The 16,568-nt window shown below is 65.2% G+C and carries 18 protein-coding genes; 12 read left to right on the forward strand and 6 right to left on the reverse strand.

Translation table 11 applies throughout. The annotated features are described in order from the left end of the window. Window positions 1-92: 92 nt before the first annotated feature. The 3 genes from rplU (at window position 93) to KUV82_RS05875 (ending at window position 1,551) form a co-directional block, all read left to right on the forward strand. The gene (gene rplU / locus KUV82_RS05865) at window positions 93-518 is read left to right on the forward strand and encodes a 50S ribosomal protein L21 (protein WP_219955942.1); all 426 of its coding nucleotides are present in this window, start codon (window positions 93-95) and stop codon (window positions 516-518) included. A 12-nt stretch (window positions 519-530) separates the two neighbouring features. Continuing rightward, window positions 531-800 carry a 50S ribosomal protein L27 gene (gene rpmA, locus KUV82_RS05870; protein WP_067694900.1) on the forward strand — a complete coding sequence of 90 codons (270 nt, stop codon included), beginning with the start codon at window positions 531-533 and terminating at the stop codon, window positions 798-800. Between the two features lie 208 nt (window positions 801-1,008). After that, entirely contained in the window at window positions 1,009-1,551 is a 543-nt protein-coding gene (locus KUV82_RS05875; protein WP_219955943.1) for a GNAT family N-acetyltransferase, read from the forward strand. Between the two features lie 66 nt (window positions 1,552-1,617). Here the strand turns inward: KUV82_RS05875 and KUV82_RS05880 are convergent, their stop codons facing one another. Next, complete coding sequence (locus KUV82_RS05880) at window positions 1,618-2,496, reverse strand: metal-dependent hydrolase (protein WP_219955944.1); 879 nt, start codon at window positions 2,494-2,496, stop codon at window positions 1,618-1,620. 118 nt (window positions 2,497-2,614) lie between these two features. Here KUV82_RS05880 and KUV82_RS05885 point away from each other — a divergent pair, with 118 nt between their 5' ends. Continuing rightward, window positions 2,615-3,214: a TetR/AcrR family transcriptional regulator gene (locus tag KUV82_RS05885; protein ID WP_219955945.1), complete on the forward strand. Its 600-nt coding sequence runs from the start codon at window positions 2,615-2,617 to the stop codon at window positions 3,212-3,214. On the opposite strand, the gene ygfZ is transcribed toward KUV82_RS05885, so the two are convergent. Next, window positions 3,195-3,938 carry a CAF17-like 4Fe-4S cluster assembly/insertion protein YgfZ gene (gene ygfZ / locus KUV82_RS05890; RefSeq protein ID WP_219955946.1) on the reverse strand — a complete coding sequence of 248 codons (744 nt, stop codon included), beginning with the start codon at window positions 3,936-3,938 and terminating at the stop codon, window positions 3,195-3,197. The two genes, KUV82_RS05885 and ygfZ, sit on opposite strands and share 20 nt — an antisense overlap. A 38-nt stretch (window positions 3,939-3,976) precedes the next feature. On the opposite strand from ygfZ, the gene pyrC reads away from it, so the two are divergent. Then, window positions 3,977-5,014: a dihydroorotase gene (pyrC, locus tag KUV82_RS05895; protein ID WP_219955947.1), complete on the forward strand. Its 1,038-nt coding sequence runs from the start codon at window positions 3,977-3,979 to the stop codon at window positions 5,012-5,014. Here pyrC and rarD read toward each other — a convergent pair. After that, complete coding sequence (rarD, locus tag KUV82_RS05900; RefSeq protein ID WP_219955948.1) at window positions 4,992-5,894, reverse strand: EamA family transporter RarD; 903 nt, start codon at window positions 5,892-5,894, stop codon at window positions 4,992-4,994. The genes pyrC and rarD overlap by 23 nt on opposite strands. Window positions 5,895-6,080: 186 nt before the next feature. Between rarD and KUV82_RS05905 the strand changes: the two genes are divergently transcribed. Together KUV82_RS05905 and KUV82_RS05910 are read left to right on the forward strand one after the other, a co-directional pair. Further along, complete coding sequence (locus KUV82_RS05905) at window positions 6,081-6,596, forward strand: glycine zipper 2TM domain-containing protein (RefSeq protein WP_219955949.1); 516 nt, start codon at window positions 6,081-6,083, stop codon at window positions 6,594-6,596. A gap of 220 nt (window positions 6,597-6,816) precedes the next feature. Continuing rightward, the gene (locus tag KUV82_RS05910; RefSeq protein ID WP_219955950.1) at window positions 6,817-7,527 is read left to right on the forward strand and encodes a hypothetical protein; all 711 of its coding nucleotides are present in this window, start codon (window positions 6,817-6,819) and stop codon (window positions 7,525-7,527) included. A 33-nt stretch (window positions 7,528-7,560) separates the two neighbouring features. Here the strand turns inward: KUV82_RS05910 and astD are convergent, their stop codons facing one another. Further along, the gene (gene astD, locus KUV82_RS05915) at window positions 7,561-8,973 is read right to left on the reverse strand and encodes a succinylglutamate-semialdehyde dehydrogenase (protein WP_219955951.1); all 1,413 of its coding nucleotides are present in this window, start codon (window positions 8,971-8,973) and stop codon (window positions 7,561-7,563) included. An 84-nt stretch (window positions 8,974-9,057) separates the two neighbouring features. Next, complete coding sequence (locus KUV82_RS05920; protein WP_219955952.1) at window positions 9,058-10,458, reverse strand: protein adenylyltransferase SelO family protein; 1,401 nt, start codon at window positions 10,456-10,458, stop codon at window positions 9,058-9,060. A 75-nt stretch (window positions 10,459-10,533) separates the two neighbouring features. Between KUV82_RS05920 and KUV82_RS05925 the strand changes: the two genes are divergently transcribed. The 5 genes from KUV82_RS05925 to KUV82_RS05945 all read left to right on the forward strand — a co-directional run bounded on the left by KUV82_RS05925 (window position 10,534) and on the right by KUV82_RS05945 (window position 16,251). Then, window positions 10,534-11,400 carry an alpha/beta fold hydrolase gene (locus KUV82_RS05925; protein WP_219955953.1) on the forward strand — a complete coding sequence of 289 codons (867 nt, stop codon included), beginning with the start codon at window positions 10,534-10,536 and terminating at the stop codon, window positions 11,398-11,400. Then, window positions 11,397-12,542 carry a glycosyltransferase family 4 protein gene (locus KUV82_RS05930; RefSeq protein WP_219955954.1) on the forward strand — a complete coding sequence of 382 codons (1,146 nt, stop codon included), beginning with the start codon at window positions 11,397-11,399 and terminating at the stop codon, window positions 12,540-12,542. The genes KUV82_RS05925 and KUV82_RS05930 overlap by 4 nt, the downstream gene beginning before the upstream one ends. Before the next feature lie 117 nt (window positions 12,543-12,659). Beyond that, window positions 12,660-13,457 carry a tetratricopeptide repeat protein gene (locus KUV82_RS05935; protein WP_219955955.1) on the forward strand — a complete coding sequence of 266 codons (798 nt, stop codon included), beginning with the start codon at window positions 12,660-12,662 and terminating at the stop codon, window positions 13,455-13,457. Between the two features lie 42 nt (window positions 13,458-13,499). Beyond that, window positions 13,500-14,840 (forward strand): outer membrane protein assembly factor BamB family protein, encoded by a 1,341-nt coding sequence (locus KUV82_RS05940; RefSeq protein WP_219955956.1) that lies wholly within the window; start codon window positions 13,500-13,502, stop codon window positions 14,838-14,840. Window positions 14,841-14,895: 55 nt separating this feature from the next. Continuing rightward, complete coding sequence (locus KUV82_RS05945) at window positions 14,896-16,251, forward strand: methyltransferase family protein (protein ID WP_219955957.1); 1,356 nt, start codon at window positions 14,896-14,898, stop codon at window positions 16,249-16,251. On the opposite strand, the gene KUV82_RS05950 is transcribed toward KUV82_RS05945, so the two are convergent. Beyond that, a complete protein-coding gene (locus tag KUV82_RS05950; RefSeq protein WP_219955958.1) occupies window positions 16,252-16,554 on the reverse strand; it encodes a putative quinol monooxygenase in 303 nt (100 codons plus the stop codon). Window positions 16,555-16,568: the final 14 nt, after the last annotated feature.

A 16,568-nucleotide genomic window follows, 5' to 3' on the forward strand; every position in this document is an offset into this window, starting at 1 on the left:
CGCTTCTTTCCGGGGCTGCCCATGGCGGCCTGACGGGCGCGCCGTGCACTCGCAAGATCACGGCACAGCAATTTGAACGAGAGATACGTACCATGTTCGCAGTAGTGCGCACGGGCGGCAAGCAGTACCGGGTTGCCGCCGGAGACAAGATCGCGGTTGAGAAGCTGGCTGGCGAAGCCGGCGACACCATCACGCTGGGCGACGTCCTGCTTGCAGGCGAAGGCGACACGCTTCCGGATGCCGGCAAGGTCACCGTTTCGGCGGAGATCATTGCGCAGGCCAAGAGCGAGAAGGTCGTCGTTTTCAAGAAGCGTCGCCGTCACAACTATCGCCGCAAGAACGGTCACCGCCAGCAGATGACCCTGCTGCGCATCACCGACGTCGGCACCGGCTCTGCCAAGAAGGCTGCTCCGAAGAAGGAAGCTGCTCCGAAGGCCGCCGCTGAAGAGAAGAAAGCTCCGGCCAAGAAGGCTGCGCCCAAGAAGGCCGCTGCCAAGAAGACCGAAGCCAAGAAGTAAGGAACCCGGACCATGGCACATAAAAAAGCAGGCGGTTCGTCGCGTAATGGTCGTGATTCGGCCGGTCGTCGTCTTGGTGTGAAGAAGTTCGGCAGCGAAAACGTCGTCGCCGGCAACATCATCGTGCGCCAGCGCGGCACCAAGTTCTACCCGGGCGCCAATGTCGGCATGGGCAAGGACCACACCCTTTTCGCCCTTACCGACGGCATTGTGCGCTTCCACAAGGGCAAGCTCGACCGCAAATTCGTATCGGTCGACATGCTGGCAGAAGCCGCCGAATAACAGGACGCTCCGATAACGGGATCGTCCAGACGGGACGGTCCCAGCCGGGTCCATGATCCGGCAGCCGAAGAGGGAGATGGGACCAGACCCGTCTCCCTCTTGTCGTTTCTCCCTCTTCAATTTCGCGGTGAAATTTTCTTTCGCCATCACGTAATTGTCACGCGTCCGGCCTAGGAGCCCGGAGCGTGGATCCAAGGGGAGAATACCGATGTTCCATGTAACCGAGAGGCTGCTGTTGCGGCCTGCCTGGCCCGAAGATGCAGACGCGCTGTTTGGCGGCATTGCCGACGAAGGTGTCGTACGCAATCTTGCCCGTGCGCCGTGGCCGTATCTCCCCAAACATGCCCGCGAATTCGTCATGCGCGAGCAGGATCCGCGCTATCCGGTCTTCCTGATTACCTTGCCCACCAGCGAGGGGTCCGAGGTGGTCGGCTGCATCGGCATCGACCGTAGCGAGACCGCCGACGCCGAGATCGGCTACTGGATTGCCCGGCCCTATTGGGGGCGTGGCTTTGCCAGCGAAGCCGGCCGCGGTGTGCTGGAGGTGGCACGGCTGCTGGGCCACTACCGCATCGAGGCCGGCCACTTCGTCGACAATCCCGCCTCGGGCCGGGTGTTGCGCAAGATCGGCTTCCTGCCCACGGGCAAGGTCGCGCCGCGCCACAGCTGTGCTCGCGGCGAGGACGTAAGCTGCGCGCTGTTCAAGCTCGACCTCGACGCCGAAGACCAGGTCGCGCCGCAGGCGGCGTGACGACAGGCAAAAGAAAGGCCCCGCAAGCGCTGCGCTTGCGGGGCCTTTTCCTTGTCCAGCCGATGCTTATTCGGCCGGCATGAGAGCGTCTGTGAAGTCGCCTTCATAAAGCTTGATCAGCTCGCGATCGTCGTGGTCCCACGGGTGGAAGCCGGGCTTGAAATAGGCCAGCCACGCCGGGAAGATGCGGCGGACTACGCCCGGGCTCACGGTGAGGTACTTGAACAGGCCCCACTTGGCCTTCCAGCCGGTGATGCCGTCCTGCTTGAGCAGCTCGAGCGTGTCGACCCAGCGATTTTTGAAGAAGCGGGCGGTGACGGTGATCATCACCAGGCTGCGCACGCGCCAGCGCTTGCCGGGTGTCCAATCGCGCGTCGCGTGGTTCCAGGTGTCGAAGGCGACGCCCTTGTGCTCGATTTCCTCGGCCGCATGCCAGCGCCACATGTCGCGCACTTCCTTGTCGGCATTGGCGAAATGCTTCGGGTTGGCGAGGAATTCTGCCGCCATCATCGCGGTGTAGTGCTCGAGCGCCATGGTGACGGCGAGATTGGCGATGGCCGGGCGGTCCTTGGTCAGAGCGAGCAGTTCGGCCACGCGCTTGTCGATCGCCTTGATGTCGTAGCCTGCGTCTTCGGCGAGGCGATTGAAGGCGATGTGTTCGCGCGTGTGGTTGATTTCCTGCTTCACGAAGGCGCGGATTTCGGCCTCGAGCTTCGGATCGGCGCCTTCACGGTGGGCCTTCACGGCTTCGATGAAGAATGCTTCGCCGCGCGGGAAGGTTGCCGACAGGGCGTTGTGCCAGGCGGTGCCGAACGGCTCGCCTGCCCACCAGCGACGCGGGTTGGTGCCGCGGTTGAAGCGCTCGTCGCGCACGGTGATGGTGAGATCTTCGGGCGTGGGCGCTGAGGTGCGGGTATCGGTATCGATGGTGACGGGGGCGTTCATGGACGGCTCCAGCGGGTTAACTGACACTGTTGTAAGTAGCCCTTACTTACACTCATGTCAATAACAGCCCCTTAACGGCTTCCCCCTTTGTCGCAGATAGGTTACCGCTGGGCGCAACATGGCGACACGCAAACGACTTTCTCCCGAAGAATCGCGCCTCGCTGCTCTTGAAGCCGCGCGTGGATTGCTGATCGAAACGGGCCCGCAATCGGTCACGCTGAAGGCGGTTGCGGCGCGAATCGGGCGCACGCACGCCAATCTGCTGCACCATTTCGGATCGGCCGCCGGCCTGCAGAAGGCGCTTGCCGGCCACCTTGCGGGCACGGTGTGTGACACCATCATCGACGCCGTGCGCGCGAGCCGGGCAGGCCTCGGCTCACCCCGAGAAGTGGTCGATCTCGCCTTCGATGCTTTCGACAAGGAAGGCGCCGGCGCACTCGCAAGCTGGATGATCCTGACCGGCAATGAAGACGCGCTGACGCCGATCGTGGAGACGATCCACCAGCTGGTCGACGAGATCGCGCCCGAAGAGGCCGAGCACGGCGCCAACCCGATGCAGGTCCATGAAGAGACCCTCGCGCTGGTGCTGATGGCCATGGGCGATGCGCTGATCGGCACCGCGCTCGCGCGCTCGCTCGGCCTGCCTGATACGGCCGCGCGCGACCGGGCGGAACGGATGCTCGTCCGCTCGCTGGAGCTTACGACTCAGAAGGGCTGAGCCCCTCGCGCATCCATTCGGGCGCGGTTTCGGCATCGATGCTTTCTAGGCGCAGGTGATCCACCGCGAGACCTAGGTCCTCGTGGGCGAACTTGCGTCGCTTTTCGTCGGAACGATCGAGCGGCACCACCACCAGCCTGCGGTTGACCTTGCTGCGCCAGTTCATCCGTGCGGTGTTCTCCTGGCCGATGTAGCAGCCCTTGGAAAAACTGACGCCATTGAGCTCGACCGCGTTGGTCTCCAGCCAGAGGATATCGCCCAGCTCCGCGCGACCTTCCGGCACGCCAAGGGCCAGCCGGTGCGCGCGCCATGCCTCGTCGGCGGTCTCGCTGGTCTCGTCGAGCGGCGCCAACCAGCGCTGGCCGAGCGCGCCAAGGCGCGGATCGGCCGCGCCGCCATCGCCCATTTCCGCCTGCCAATGCACTGCAACGCCCGGATCCCCCGCGATCGCGATCTTGCGACGCAGGCGGTAGAGCGACAGCCGCTTGGCCAGCTCTTCGGCAGCATCGGCTTCGCAGTCGAGCAGCAGTTCGCCTTCCGCCCCAGGCCAGACCAGGAAATCGAACAGCGTCTTGCCCTGCGGCGTCAGCAGGCCGGCATAGGCGGGGAGGGTGCCGGTGACATCGTTTGTGACGAGCCCCTGCAGGAAGTCGGCAACGTCCTCTCCCTCCTCGGTGGCGGACAGGCGGATTACGGCGCGTGAGGCAAGACGAGTGGCGGTCATGGGTGACAGATAGGCCGCTCGCGGCCATAGGCAACCGCATGGTCGAATCGCTTACAATCCGCCGCCCCGACGACTGGCACCTTCATTTCCGCGATGGCGCCACCATGCGCGCCGTTGTGCCTGCCACGGCGCGCCAATTTGCCCGCGCGATTGTGATGCCCAACCTCTCGCCGCCGGTGACCACCACCGCGCTGGCGGCGGCCTATCGCGAGCGGATCAGCGCCGCCGTGCCCGAGGGCGTGGATTTCACACCGCTGATGACCGCCTATCTGACCGACCAGACGGATGCAGATGATCTTGCGGCCGGCCACGCCGACGGCGTGCTGACGGCGGTCAAGCTCTACCCGGCCGGCGCGACTACCAATTCCGCGCATGGTGTGACCGATGTGGCGAACATCATGGGTGTGCTCGAACGCATGGCCGATATCGGCATGCCGCTGTGCGTGCATGGCGAGGTGACCACCTCGGACATCGACATCTTCGACCGCGAAGCCGTGTTCATCGACCGCGTTCTGCAGCCGCTGGTCGACCGCCTGCCGCACCTGCGCGTGATTTTCGAGCACATCACAACCATGCAGGCAGTGGCCTTCGTGGAAGGCGCGGGCCCCAATATCGCGGCCACCATCACGCCGCAGCATCTGCACATCAACCGCAACGACATCCTCGTCGGCGGCATTCGCCCCCACATGTACTGCCTGCCCGTGGCGAAGCGCGAACAGCACCGGCTTGCGCTGCGCGCGGCGGCGACGAGCGGCTCGACCAAGTTCTTCCTCGGCACCGACAGCGCGCCGCACCATCGCCACGACAAGGAAAGCGATTGTGGCTGCGCGGGCATCTTCAACGCGCCCTTCGCGCTCGAAAGCTATGTCACGGTGTTCGACGAGGAAGGCGCGCTCGAGCATTTCGAGGGCTTCGCCAGCCTTAACGGCCCGGCCTTCTATGGCCTCGCGCCGAACGAGGACCGCATCACGCTCGAAAAGGCGCCAGTCGACGTGCCGGACGAGGTCGATGGCGGAGACGCGCGCATCGTGCCGTTCCACGCGGGCGATACGCTCAGCTGGCGGCTGGCTTCCTAGAGCGCTTTACGAGGTCCCAGACGAAGATCGCCGCTGCTGTCCAGATGCAGGCGAAGCAGGCTGCCTGCGCCGGCTTCAGCTCCTCGCCAAACACCGTGAGGCCGAGGATGAAGACGATGCTGGGCGCAAGGAACTGGATGAAGCCCAGCGTCGAATAAGGCAGCTTGCGCGCCGCAATAGCGAACAACAGCAGCGGGAAAGCGGTTAGCGCCCCTCCCGCGATTATCAGCAGGCTGAGCAGGGGAGAGATCGCAAAGGATGAGCCCTGCGTCTGGGCGTAGTACCAGGCAACCCCGGCGGACGGCACCAGAAGGAGCGCGCTTTCGATCGTGAGGCCCGGGACGGAGCCCACATCCAGCCGCTTGCGGATAAGGCCATAGGTGCCAAAGCTCAGGGCCAGCGTCAGGCTGATCCACAAGGTCGTCAGCGCCCCGCCAGCAAGCAGGGCGACACCCAGGGCGGCCACGCCGACCGCCACCCATTGAGAACGCGACAGCTTTTCGCCAAGCAGCATCGTGCCGAGGAGCACGTTGATCAGCGGGTTGATGTAATAGCCGAGGCTGGCCGCATAGACCTGCCCGTTCTGAATCGCCCAGATATAGACCACCCAGTTGACCGCGATCAGCCCCGCGCTGAGCGAGAGCCAGGCAATCGTGCGCGGGCTACCCACGGCCTTCTTCAGGTCCGGCCATTGCTTGCGGGCAAGCGCGATGGCGAGGCAGATCGGCAGCGTCCAGATGATCCGCCAGCCGACGAATTCGAAGGGCGGCACACTGGCCACCAGGATCAGGTAGAGCGGAAGCAGGCCCCAGATGAGGTAGGCGCCGAGAGCTGAAAACAGGCCCGTCCGATCGTGCTGGGGTGGGGCGCTGTGGTCCATCCAAGGCGCGCTAGGCGCAGCCAACCGGGCCCGCAACCCTCAATTCATCGACGCCAGATACTCGTTTCGTCGAACTTGGGAAAAGCTTACAGCGCTGTTGCATCTGGTTCAGGTTCAAGCGCCTAAAGCTTAACGGCATCGCAGGACGAGGCCATTTCGGCGCTGCGAATCAAAAGGGACCTGACCATGTCGAACCTCTTCAAGACCGCCGCCCTGGCCATTGCCGCTTCGGGCCTTGCCGCCGCTGCGCCTGTCAGCGCGGCTCCTGCGCTGCACGCGAGCCCCGCCGCACACGCTGCGGTCGTCGGCGACATGACCTATGAACACAAGCGCAAGCGCGGGCACGGCCACTACCGCGATCGCGACTATCGCGATTACCGTGACTATCGCGGTTATCGTGATCGCCGGGATTATCGCGACTATCGTGATCGTCGCGATGCTCGGCCCTATTACATGGGCTACGACCGTTATTACGGCCAACCCGTGCGCGCCGATACGCGCATCTGGCGCGGCAACGACGGCCGCTACTACTGCCGCCGCGACAACGGAACTACTGGCCTGCTGGTTGGTGCCGGCGTCGGCGCGCTGCTGGGCCATGAAGTCGCAGGACGCGGCGACCGGACGCTAGGGGCTATCCTTGGCGGCGCGGCGGGCGCGCTGCTTGGCCGCACCATCGACCGCTCCAGCACGCGCTGCGGCTAACCGATTTCTTCGCGAGTTCCGGCCGTGCCCACCCACGGCCGGAAACCACGACTCTTCGGGTCGTGTGGGCGTCGTCCGGCATCCCAAAAGGGGGTCTGGCGGCGCCCTTTCACTTTTGCGCCCGCGCCTGTCCCGCTATGGTGCAGGGGCAGCCAACGGGCTGGAAGCGCATTCGTTTCTCGCCTTAAGCCCCACGTGTTCCAAGCCGAAAGGTCTCCTGATGAAACGTCGCCTGCTTGCCTCTGTCCTGCCCTTCGCCCTGCTTGCCGCATGCGGCGATTCGGCTGAAGACGAGGCAGCGGGCGACGCCATCGACCCGGCCAGCGAACAGGCTCTTAACGACGAGCTGATGACCGATCCCGACATGGCCGGTCGCAACGAGGCGAACGCCGCGCTCTCGGGCACGGGCAACGCCGCTATTCCGAATATCGACAAGTCGCCGCGCGCCATCGAAGCCGCGCGCAGCCGCGCCGCCGAGCTGGTTGGCGGGCGCAGCGCCCTGTCGGCGGCTCCCGAGCCCCGCACCCTTGGCGAAAACGCCGCGCCGAGCCAGGCCATGCAGGCTGCAGCACGCGCTGCGGTCGCGCCGGGCGGTGAGAACTGCGGCGACAAGGTCAACTACACCTCGGCCTGGGCGGCCAAACTGCCCGCGGCCTTTCCCGTTTATCCCCGCGGCAACACCCAGGAAGCGGCGGGGACCGACGAGGGCGATTGCGCGCTGAGGGTCGTCTCCTTCCTCACGCCGGTCGCTCTCGATGAAGTGCTGGCGTTCTACAACACCCGCGCGAAGGACGCTGGCTTCAGCGTCGAGCATGTCCGCGCTGCGGGCGACAACATCCTGAGCGGTACGAAGGGCGATGCGGCCTATGTGGTCTACGCGCGCCGCCTGCCGCAGGGTGTAACCGAGATCGATCTCGTCACCACCGACTAAGGATCGCCGGGCCGCGCGCGGCCCACCATCCGATCAGCTGTCCTTGATGCCCACGCCAATGCTGGCGCGCGGCTGCTCCATTTCGTTGCTTGCGACCGGATAGGCGCAGTAATCGGCCGCGTAGAAGGCAGCCGGACGATGGTTGCCCGAAAGGCCCACCCCGCCGAAAGGCGCAGCCGAGGACGCGCCGTTGGTCGGACGGTTCCAGTTGACGATCCCGGCGCGGATCTCGTTCCAGAACAGCTCGAAATCTTCCGGCTTTCCGCCAATCAGCGAGGCGGAGAGGCCGTAGCGCGTGTTGTTCGCCTCGTAGATCGCATCGTTGAAGTCGGCGACGCGGATCACCTGCAGCAGCGGGCCGAACAACTCGATATCGGGCCGCTCGTGAATGTCGGTCGCATCGAGGATTGCCGGCGACAGGAACGGCAGCTTCTCGTCACGCCGCTTCATGTGCATGATCGGCTTGCCGCCCCGGTTCATCAGCGCAACGAAGCTTTCCGACAGGAGATCGGCGGTCGCGTTGTCGATCACGCAGCCCATGAAGGGCTGGGGCTCGGCAAAGGGTTCGTCGACGATCAGCTTTTCCGCCAGCGCCTTCACGGCGGGCACGATCTGGTCGAACATGGAATCGGTCACGATCAGGCGGCGCGCGGCGGTGCAGCGCTGGCCGGCCGTAGTGAAGGCCGATTGCACGATGGTGGCGGCCGCGTCGTCGATCTTGGGCGTATCGAGCACCACGATCGGGTTGTTGCCGCCCATTTCCAGCGCCACGATCTTGCCCGGATCGGCGGCGAGCTTGCGATTGATCGCAATGCCGGCGCGCGCGGATCCGGTGAAGAGCACGCCGTCGACCATCCAGTGCTCGACGAGGGCTTGTCCAACCTCGACCCCGCCGTGGATGCACTGGACCACGCCTTCGGGGATCTTGGCTTCGTGGAAGCAGCGGGTGAGGAATTCGCCCACGGCCGGCGTTTTCTCGCTCGGCTTGAAGATCACGCAGTTGCCGGCAAGCAGCGCGGGAACAATGTGGCCGTTCGGCAGGTGCGCGGGGAAGTTGTAGGGGCCGAGCACCGCCATCACGCCATGCGGCTTGTGGCGCAGTGCGGCCGTGCCCTGAAGCGCGCTGTTGAGCTTCTTCATGCCCGTGCGTTCGGCGTAGGCGGTGACCGAGATTTCGACCTTCCCGATGACCGCTTCGACCTCGGTGCGGGCTTCCCACAGGGGCTTGCCCGTTTCGCGGGCGATCAGTTCGGCAAAGGGATCGGCGTGCTTGCGAACCTGGTTGGCGAAGCGCCGCAGCAGTTCGATGCGCTGGCCAAGCGGCTGGCGCGCCCAGTCGCGCATTGCTTCGCGCGCGCGTTCGATCGCCAGGTCCACGTCACCAGTGGTGCCGCGCCAGATTTCCTTGCCGGTAGCGGGTTCAGTTGAGACCAGGTCGGTCGCCATTACGGGATTTTTATCCTCTCTACGCCTCGAATCGCGCCTTAAGTGGGCGGTTCCATCGGCCGCGTCAATTCGTGTTTGGTGCGCTTATTGCAAATGTCCCGCCGGAGAAGGGGGTTCTCCATGCGCTTCGCCCATGCGGCGCAGGGCCGCAACCTTTTCCGTCAGCGGCAGCCAGTCGTCGCGTTCGTCGATCGCCGACCAGATCGCTTCGACTTCTTCGATCAGCATCGATTGCGGGGCCTCGCCTGCCCAATACTCATGGCTGTCCTCAACAGCAGCATAGCCGTCCAGCGCCTCGGCAAGGGGCCCCTGTGCGCCGCGCCCGCCGCGATGGGTGAAGAAGAAGGCATCCGGGGACGCACCGCTTTCGGTCAGCGCTTTCTCGCAGGCAGCCACCAAGGCCGCGTCCGCTTCGGCACCCCGGCTGGCAACGCCAAGACGCCAGCACCAGCGGCGCCCGATGGCTTCCATGTAGAGCGGTCCGAAACGCTCCATCGCAGCGATCAGGGGCGGGGCGTCCACCAGTAGGCGCAGCGCAATGGCGAATTGCCCGCAGTTCCAGTGCAGCGCTTCTGGCTGGCGGCCGAAGGCGTAGAGGCCCTGGTGATCGAAATAGGCAGCGGTGAAGCCCGGATCCCACTTCGGCAGGAACCGCCAGGGCCCGTAATCGAAGCTTTCCCCGCTGACGTTCATGTTGTCGGTGTTGAGCACGCCGTGGACGAAGCCGGCGACCATCCAGCTTGCGGCGAGGTCAGCCATCCGTTCGACGACCAGGTGCATCAGCCGCACAGCCGGCTCCTCGCGCCCCGGCGCGTCTTCGGGCGGGGGCGGACCGGGGAACTGGGCGAGGCAATAATCGACCAGCTGGACCATGTGCTCCTTTTCCTCGAGCGCGAGCAGGCGCTGGAAGGTGCCGATACGGATGTGGCCGTGGCTGAGCCGGGTCATCACGGCGGAACGCGTTGGAGACGGCTCGTCGCTGCGCCACAGCTCCTCGCCCGTCTCGACCACGCTGAAGGTCTTCGATGTGTTGACGCCGAGCGCCTCGAGCATTTCGGTGGCGAGGATTTCGCGCACCGCGCCTTTCAGCGTCAGCCGCCCGTCACCCTCGCGGCTCCAGGGGGTCTGACCCGATCCCTTGGTGCCGAGGTCCATCAGCCGCCCTTCGGCGTCGCGCATCTGCGCGAACAAATAGCCTCGGCCATCACCCAGATCGGGGTTGTACACGCGGAACTGGTGCCCGTGATACCGCAGCGCGAGCGGGCGGGGCAGGTTGCCCTCCAGCGGCTCGAACCGCCCGAAATGGCGGGTCCACTCCGCATCGCTCAATTCGGCAAGGCCGACGCTCGCCGCATGGCGGTCGTTGCGAAAGCGCAGCTCGGTTTTCGGGAAGTCCGCCGGATCGACCGGGTCGCCGATCCAGTCGGCCAGCGATTCGATGGGCGTGTCGGGGCGATAGCTCGCGGCTTGCGGTTCGGCGCGCATCCGGCGATAGTGGGCGGCAAGACAGCCCGTTACAAGGGCATCAACGCAAAGCGAGCAAGGTTTTCGCCGCCTACGATGGATAACCCCTACACCGACCGCCACTGGCAAAGCGCCGACGGTCTCACCCTGCATTTCCGCGACTACGGCGAAGCGAATGATCGCCCGCCGGTGATCTGCCTGCATGGCCTGACCCGTAACGCGCGCGATTTTTCGGACCTGGCGCCGCATATCACCTCGCAGGGCTGGCGCGTGATCGTGCCCTCGATGCGCGGGCGCGGGGATAGCGGCTATTCCGATGATGCCAACAGCTACGCGCTGCCGACCTATGTCGAGGACCTGCTGGCGCTGCTGGAGCAGGAGGAGATCGCCTCCTTCGTATCGATCGGCACCTCGATGGGCGGGCTGATGACCATGCTGCTGGCACAGGCGCAGCCGGAGCGGATCGCGGGCGCTGCCTTGAACGATATCGGGCCGGAGCTCGAGACCGAAGGGCTCGACACGATCAAATCCTATGTCGGGCAGGGGCGTAGCTTCCCGACCTGGATGCACGCCGCGCGCGCCTTGCAGGAAACCCACGGCGGGGCCTTCCCGAACTACGCGATCGAACAGTGGATCGACATGGCAAAACGCACGCTCACGCTGTGCAACAACGGCCGTATCGCCTTCGATTACGACATGAAGCTGGCCGAACCGATCCTCGCCTCGCCCGAAGCGGCGGCGCCGGTCGACCTGTGGCCCGCTTTCAAGGCGTTGACGGACAAGCCGCTTTTGCTCCTGCGCGGCGGGCTGTCGCAGCTGCTTGCGCCCGCCACCTTTGAGCAAATGCAGAAGGTCGCCAGCGGGGCCGAGGCGGTTACCGTACCGCAGGTGGGCCACGCGCCCATGCTTGACGAGCCCGAGGCGCTTGCCGCCATCGACCGCCTTCTGGCGCGCGTCGCATGAGCGGGGGCAAGGGCGCGGACGCGCCGCATTTCCTGCACCTGCAATCGACCTTTGCGCCCGGCGGCAAGGAATTGCGCACGGTCCAGCTGATCAACGCTTTCGGTCGCAAGGCGCGCCACACCATCGTCTCGGCCGAACCCGAGCGGCTGGGCGCGGCGGAGCGCATTGCCAAGGGCATTGCGGTGACGCTTCAGCCCGAATTCCCGAGCCTCAAGGGCCGCCCGACGCCGGGCCGCCTGCAGAAGATCGCCAAGGCGATGAAGGGCTACGACCTCGTGTGCACCTATAATTGGGGCGCGATGGACGCGGTGATGGCGCACACGCTGTTCAAGGACCTCCATGCCCTTCCGCCGCTGGTGCATCACGAAGACGGCTTCGACGAAAGCGAGCTGAAAAAGCTCAAGACGGGCCGCACCTGGTACCGCCGTATTGCACTCGGCAAGGCCTCGGGCCTGGTGGTGCCGTCCGAACGGCTGGAGGAGATCGCGCTGGTCGACTGGCAGCAGCCGCTTGGCCGCGTGAAGCGCATTCCCAACGGTATCGACACCAAGGCCTTCGCCATGCGCCCCAAGAAGGACGCTTTGCGGCTCATCAAGCATCCGGGCGAGCTGTGGGTCGGCACGCTGGCCGGCCTGCGCACCGTCAAGAACCTGCCGCGTATGGTCCGGGTCTTCACCGAGCTGTCGGAAAACTGGCAGCTGGTGATCCTGGGTGAGGGCGATGCGCGCGATGCGATCCTTGCCGAAGCCGACCGGCTGTCCATCAACCACCGTGTCCACTTGCCCGGAGCGGTCAGCGATCCGGCGCGCGTGATCGGCCTGTTCGACATATTCGCCCTGTCGAGCGATTCCGAGCAATTCCCGCTCTCCGTTGTCGAGGCCATGGCGGCTGGCTTGCCGGTCGTTGCCCCGGCAGTCGGCGATATCGCGGGCATGGTGTCGGAGGCGAATGCGGAGTTCATCACGCCGCCGGGCAAGGAAGAAGAGCTGCGCATGGCGCTCGTCCAGCTTGCGGTCTCGAAAGAGCTGCGCAAGGAGGTTGGCGAGGCCAACCGGGCCAAGGCGGTTGCCCATTTCGACGAGGCCAAGATGATCGCGACCTACCGCCGGCTCTATTCCAGCGCCATGAAACGTGACCTCTGATCCGTTTCAGCCCGCATTCACGCAGGCGGGGACAGGCTCCGCCAAGCATTGCCCTTGTCCGCGCCTGTCCTTAAAGAGCCGCGGAAACACGTATCTAGTTAATTGGAGCCCGCCCCGGTGGCCCTGACACCCAAATCCGAATTGTCCCGCGAAGAGAAGCGCGCCCAGCAGGAAAACGCCCAGCAGGAAGCCTTGCTGCGCGAAGTGGACGAAGCCGTCCGCCAGGGCGATGCGCAGGAATTCCTCGACAAATACGGCAAGCCGCTGCTCGGCCTGCTGCTGGCAGGGCTTGCGGCCTTCGGGGGGTACCTGTTCTGGGAAAGCCGCCAGGAAGCCGCGATGGAACGCGATTCCGAAACACTGGTCGGCGCGCTCGACCAGGTGGACGCCGGCAACCTCGAAACCGGCTACAGCCAGCTTGAAGAGCTCGCCGGCAAGGACAGCGGCGCGGGCGTCGCAGCGGCCATGTTGCGCGCAGGCATCGCCGAACAGCGCGGCCAGACCGAGGAAGCTTCCACTCTTTTCAAGAGCGTGGCCGACAACGAAGACGCAGCGCCCGCCCTGCGCGATCTGGCCCGCCTGCGCGACGTCGTGATCAATTACGACAGCATGGACAGCGCCCAGGTCATCGCCGCGCTCAAGCCGCTGGCAACGCCGGGTCAGCCGTACTTCGCAAGCGCCGGCGAGCTTGTCGCGCACGCCTATCTCGATCAGGACAAGACCGAAGAAGCAGGCGCGCTTTTCGCTCAGATTGCCAAGGATGACACCGCGCCGGAATCGCTCCGCTCGCGCGCTCGCCAGATGGCGGGTGTCCTGGGCGTGGACGCGATTGAGGATGTCGATGCGCTGCTCGAAGAACAAGGGGTCGAACGCCCGGGGGCTGATGGCGAAAGCGCCGCGGCCGCTACCGAATAAGACGGTCAGGCACCGCACAAGATGGACGGAACGAGGATTACAATGAACCGCAAGAACCTCTCGCGCACGGCAATCGTGGCTGCGCTGGCCGTGGGCCTCGGCGCCTGTAGCGGCGGCCTGTTTGGCGGTGGCGACAAGAAGGAAACGCCGACGCTCGGCGAACGTCAGCCGATCCTCTCGCGCATCCAGACGGGTGCGCAGGTCGATCCCTCGCTGGCCGGCGTATCGATCGTCCTGCCGCCTGCACAGGCCAATGCGAGCTGGGGCCAGGCTGGCGGCAACGCAGGCAAGTCCTACGGCCATCTCGCGCTTGGCGCATCGCCGGCGCGCGTTTTCACCGCGAATGTCGCCGGTGCGACCAACCGTCGCCGTCTCGGTGCCTCGCCGGTCATCGGCGGCGGCATGATGTTTGCGGTTGGTGGTGACGGTGTCCTCAGCGCCTTCGACGCACAGACCGGTGCGCGCCGCTGGAGCTACAATCCCGACCTCGAAAGCGACCTGCGCCCGAGTGCCTTTGGCGGCGGCGCGAGCTACGACAACGGCCGTGTCTACATGACCGACGGTGCCGGTGACGTCGTTGCCTTGAACGCGGACAGTGGCACGGAAATCTGGAAGGTGAAGCCTTCGGGTCCGCTGCGCGGATCGCCGACGATCGCCTTCGGTTCGGTTTTCGTGATGACGCAGGACAACCAGATTTTCGCGCTCGATGCGAACGATGGTTCGGTCCAGTGGCAGGAATCGGGTTCGGCCACGCAGGCCGGCGTCTTCGGCGTTGCGGCTCCGGCAGCCGGGCAGGGCACGGTTATCGCGGGCTACAGCTCGGGCGAACTGATCGCGCACCGCTATGAAAACGGCCGCACGCTGTGGGCCGATGCCCTGGCGCGCACCTCGATCTCGACCCAGGTGGGCTCGCTGACCGATATCGATGCCGATCCGATCATCGACGCAGGCCGGGTCTATGCGCTCGGCCAGGGCGGCCGTATGGCGGCGTACGAACTGGTCACCGGCCAGCGAATCTGGGAGCTCAATCTTGCCGGTATCTCGACCCCGGCAATCGCGGGCGAATGGATCTTCACGCTGACCGACGACGCGCGCCTGCTGGCCATTGCCCGCGCAACCGGCAAAGTCCGCTGGCTCTCGCAGCTGCCCCAGTGGCGCGACGAGGAAGACAAGAAGGGCCCGATCTTCTGGTCCGGCCCGGTCCTTGCCGGCGGCAATCTGTGGGCGGTCAACACCGAAGGCGAAGTCTGGCGGATCAGCACGGGCGAAGGCTCGGCCAGCCTGTTCACCGACCTCAAGCAGCCGATCACGCTGGCGCCGGTGGTGGCGAACAACACGCTCTACATCCTCGACGACAGCGGCCGGATTTCCGCATTCCGCTGATTTTCGTGCTAGCGTGACCGCGCTGTTAACCAATCTGGGCTAACCAGGAGCGGTCATGGACGGAAGCGCGAACGCACCCCTCGCACGGCCGAAGAGCGATGTCTCCTCGGCGGTGGGACTGGTGGGCCTTGCCGGGCTGTTTGCCTGGGTCGCTTTCGCGCGCGCGTTCCCCGGCCTTGCCGAAACCTTCGATTGGCAGGTGCCGCGCGACACGCTGGGTGGCAAGAATTCGGCCCTGTTCGGCCTTGTCGCAGCTGCCGTGCCAATGGCCTTGTGGTCCATCTTCGTCGACAAGGTGCACCTGCGCCCCTCGACCGGGCTCGACTGGTCGCTGGTCCGCAGCCGAACCCCCGACCGCAGCGTCACCTGGGTGAAGCTCGCCGGGTTGTGGGCGACCTGGGCAATCATTGCCGGCCTTTACTGCCTGTGCCGCTGGTACTGGGAAGGGCAGTACGTCTTCGCGATCGAAGTGCTGACCTACGCCGCCCTGCCGCTGGTAGTGCTTTCCGTCCCCTATGTTTTCTGGATCGACCGCGCGCTGGTGAACCCGCGAGACCATGCCTGGCATTTCGGCGCGCTGCTGCTGATGCGGCCGGGCTGGGACGTGGAAGAGGTCAAGAAGCACTGGCGCGCCTGGATCATCAAGGCGTTCTTCACCGCCTTCATGATCTCAATCATCCCCTTCGCCTTCCGCAACATCGTCACCGCCGATTTCGCCGAAGTCATGGCGCGGCCCGAACGTATCGCGCTGACCATTATCGAGGCGATGTTCATGATCGACGTGATGATCGGCACGGTCGGCTACATCGTCACCATGCGCCCGCTCGACGCGCATATCCGTTCGGGCAATCCCTTCCTAGGCGGCTGGATCGCGGCGTTGATCTGCTACCCGCCGATTGTCTGGGGGATCCTGGGCGGAGGCCGGGCGATCAATTACGAGTACGATACGGCCGGCTGGCTCCACTGGATGGCAGGCAATGACACGCTGCTTTCCGTCTGGGGCGCGCTGCTGGTGGTCCTGACCGGCATTTACGCCTGGGCGACCTTTGCCTTCGGCCTGCGCTTCTCGAACCTCACCTATCGCGGTGTCCTCACCAACGGGCCCTACCGTTTCACGCGGCACCCGGCCTATGTGTCGAAGAACCTGTTCTGGTGGTGCGCCGTTCTGCCGTTCCTCGTGACCAGCGGCTCACCCGTCGAGGCGATCCGCAACTGCTTCTTCCTGCTTGTCGTGAACGCGATCTATTTCTGGCGCGCGAAGACCGAAGAGGCGCATCTCCTCGCCGAGGACCCGAAGTACCGGGAATACCACGCGTGGATGGCGCAGCACGGCCTGCTGACCGCGCCGCTCGCCAAGCTGTGGAATCGCTTCAAACCGCGCCCTTCCCTGGCGCAGCAACCGGCCGAATAATCAGCCCAGCGGCGCGCCGTCGTCGGTTTCGTAGATGCGCAGGTCGCGCGACTTGGGCGGGTTTGCGGCCATCACCTTCTGGAATTCCGCCATGTGCGCCGATTTGCCATGCGCTTCGAGCGCGGCCTGGTCACGCCAGCGCTCGAACAGCACCAGCGTGTCGGGATCGGCGAGATCGCTCGCGAAGGAATAATCGAGGCACCCGTCTTCCGCGCGGCTGGCGCGCACCATCTCGACCATCGCCTTGCGCGTGGCCGCGTCGATCGATTGCCCCAGTTTGATCGTACCGTTGATCTGGATCATCGCCTCTCTCCTCA

Source organism: Qipengyuania flava, assembly GCF_019448255.1.
GTDB classification, from domain to species: Bacteria; Pseudomonadota; Alphaproteobacteria; order Sphingomonadales; family Sphingomonadaceae; genus Qipengyuania; species Qipengyuania flava_A.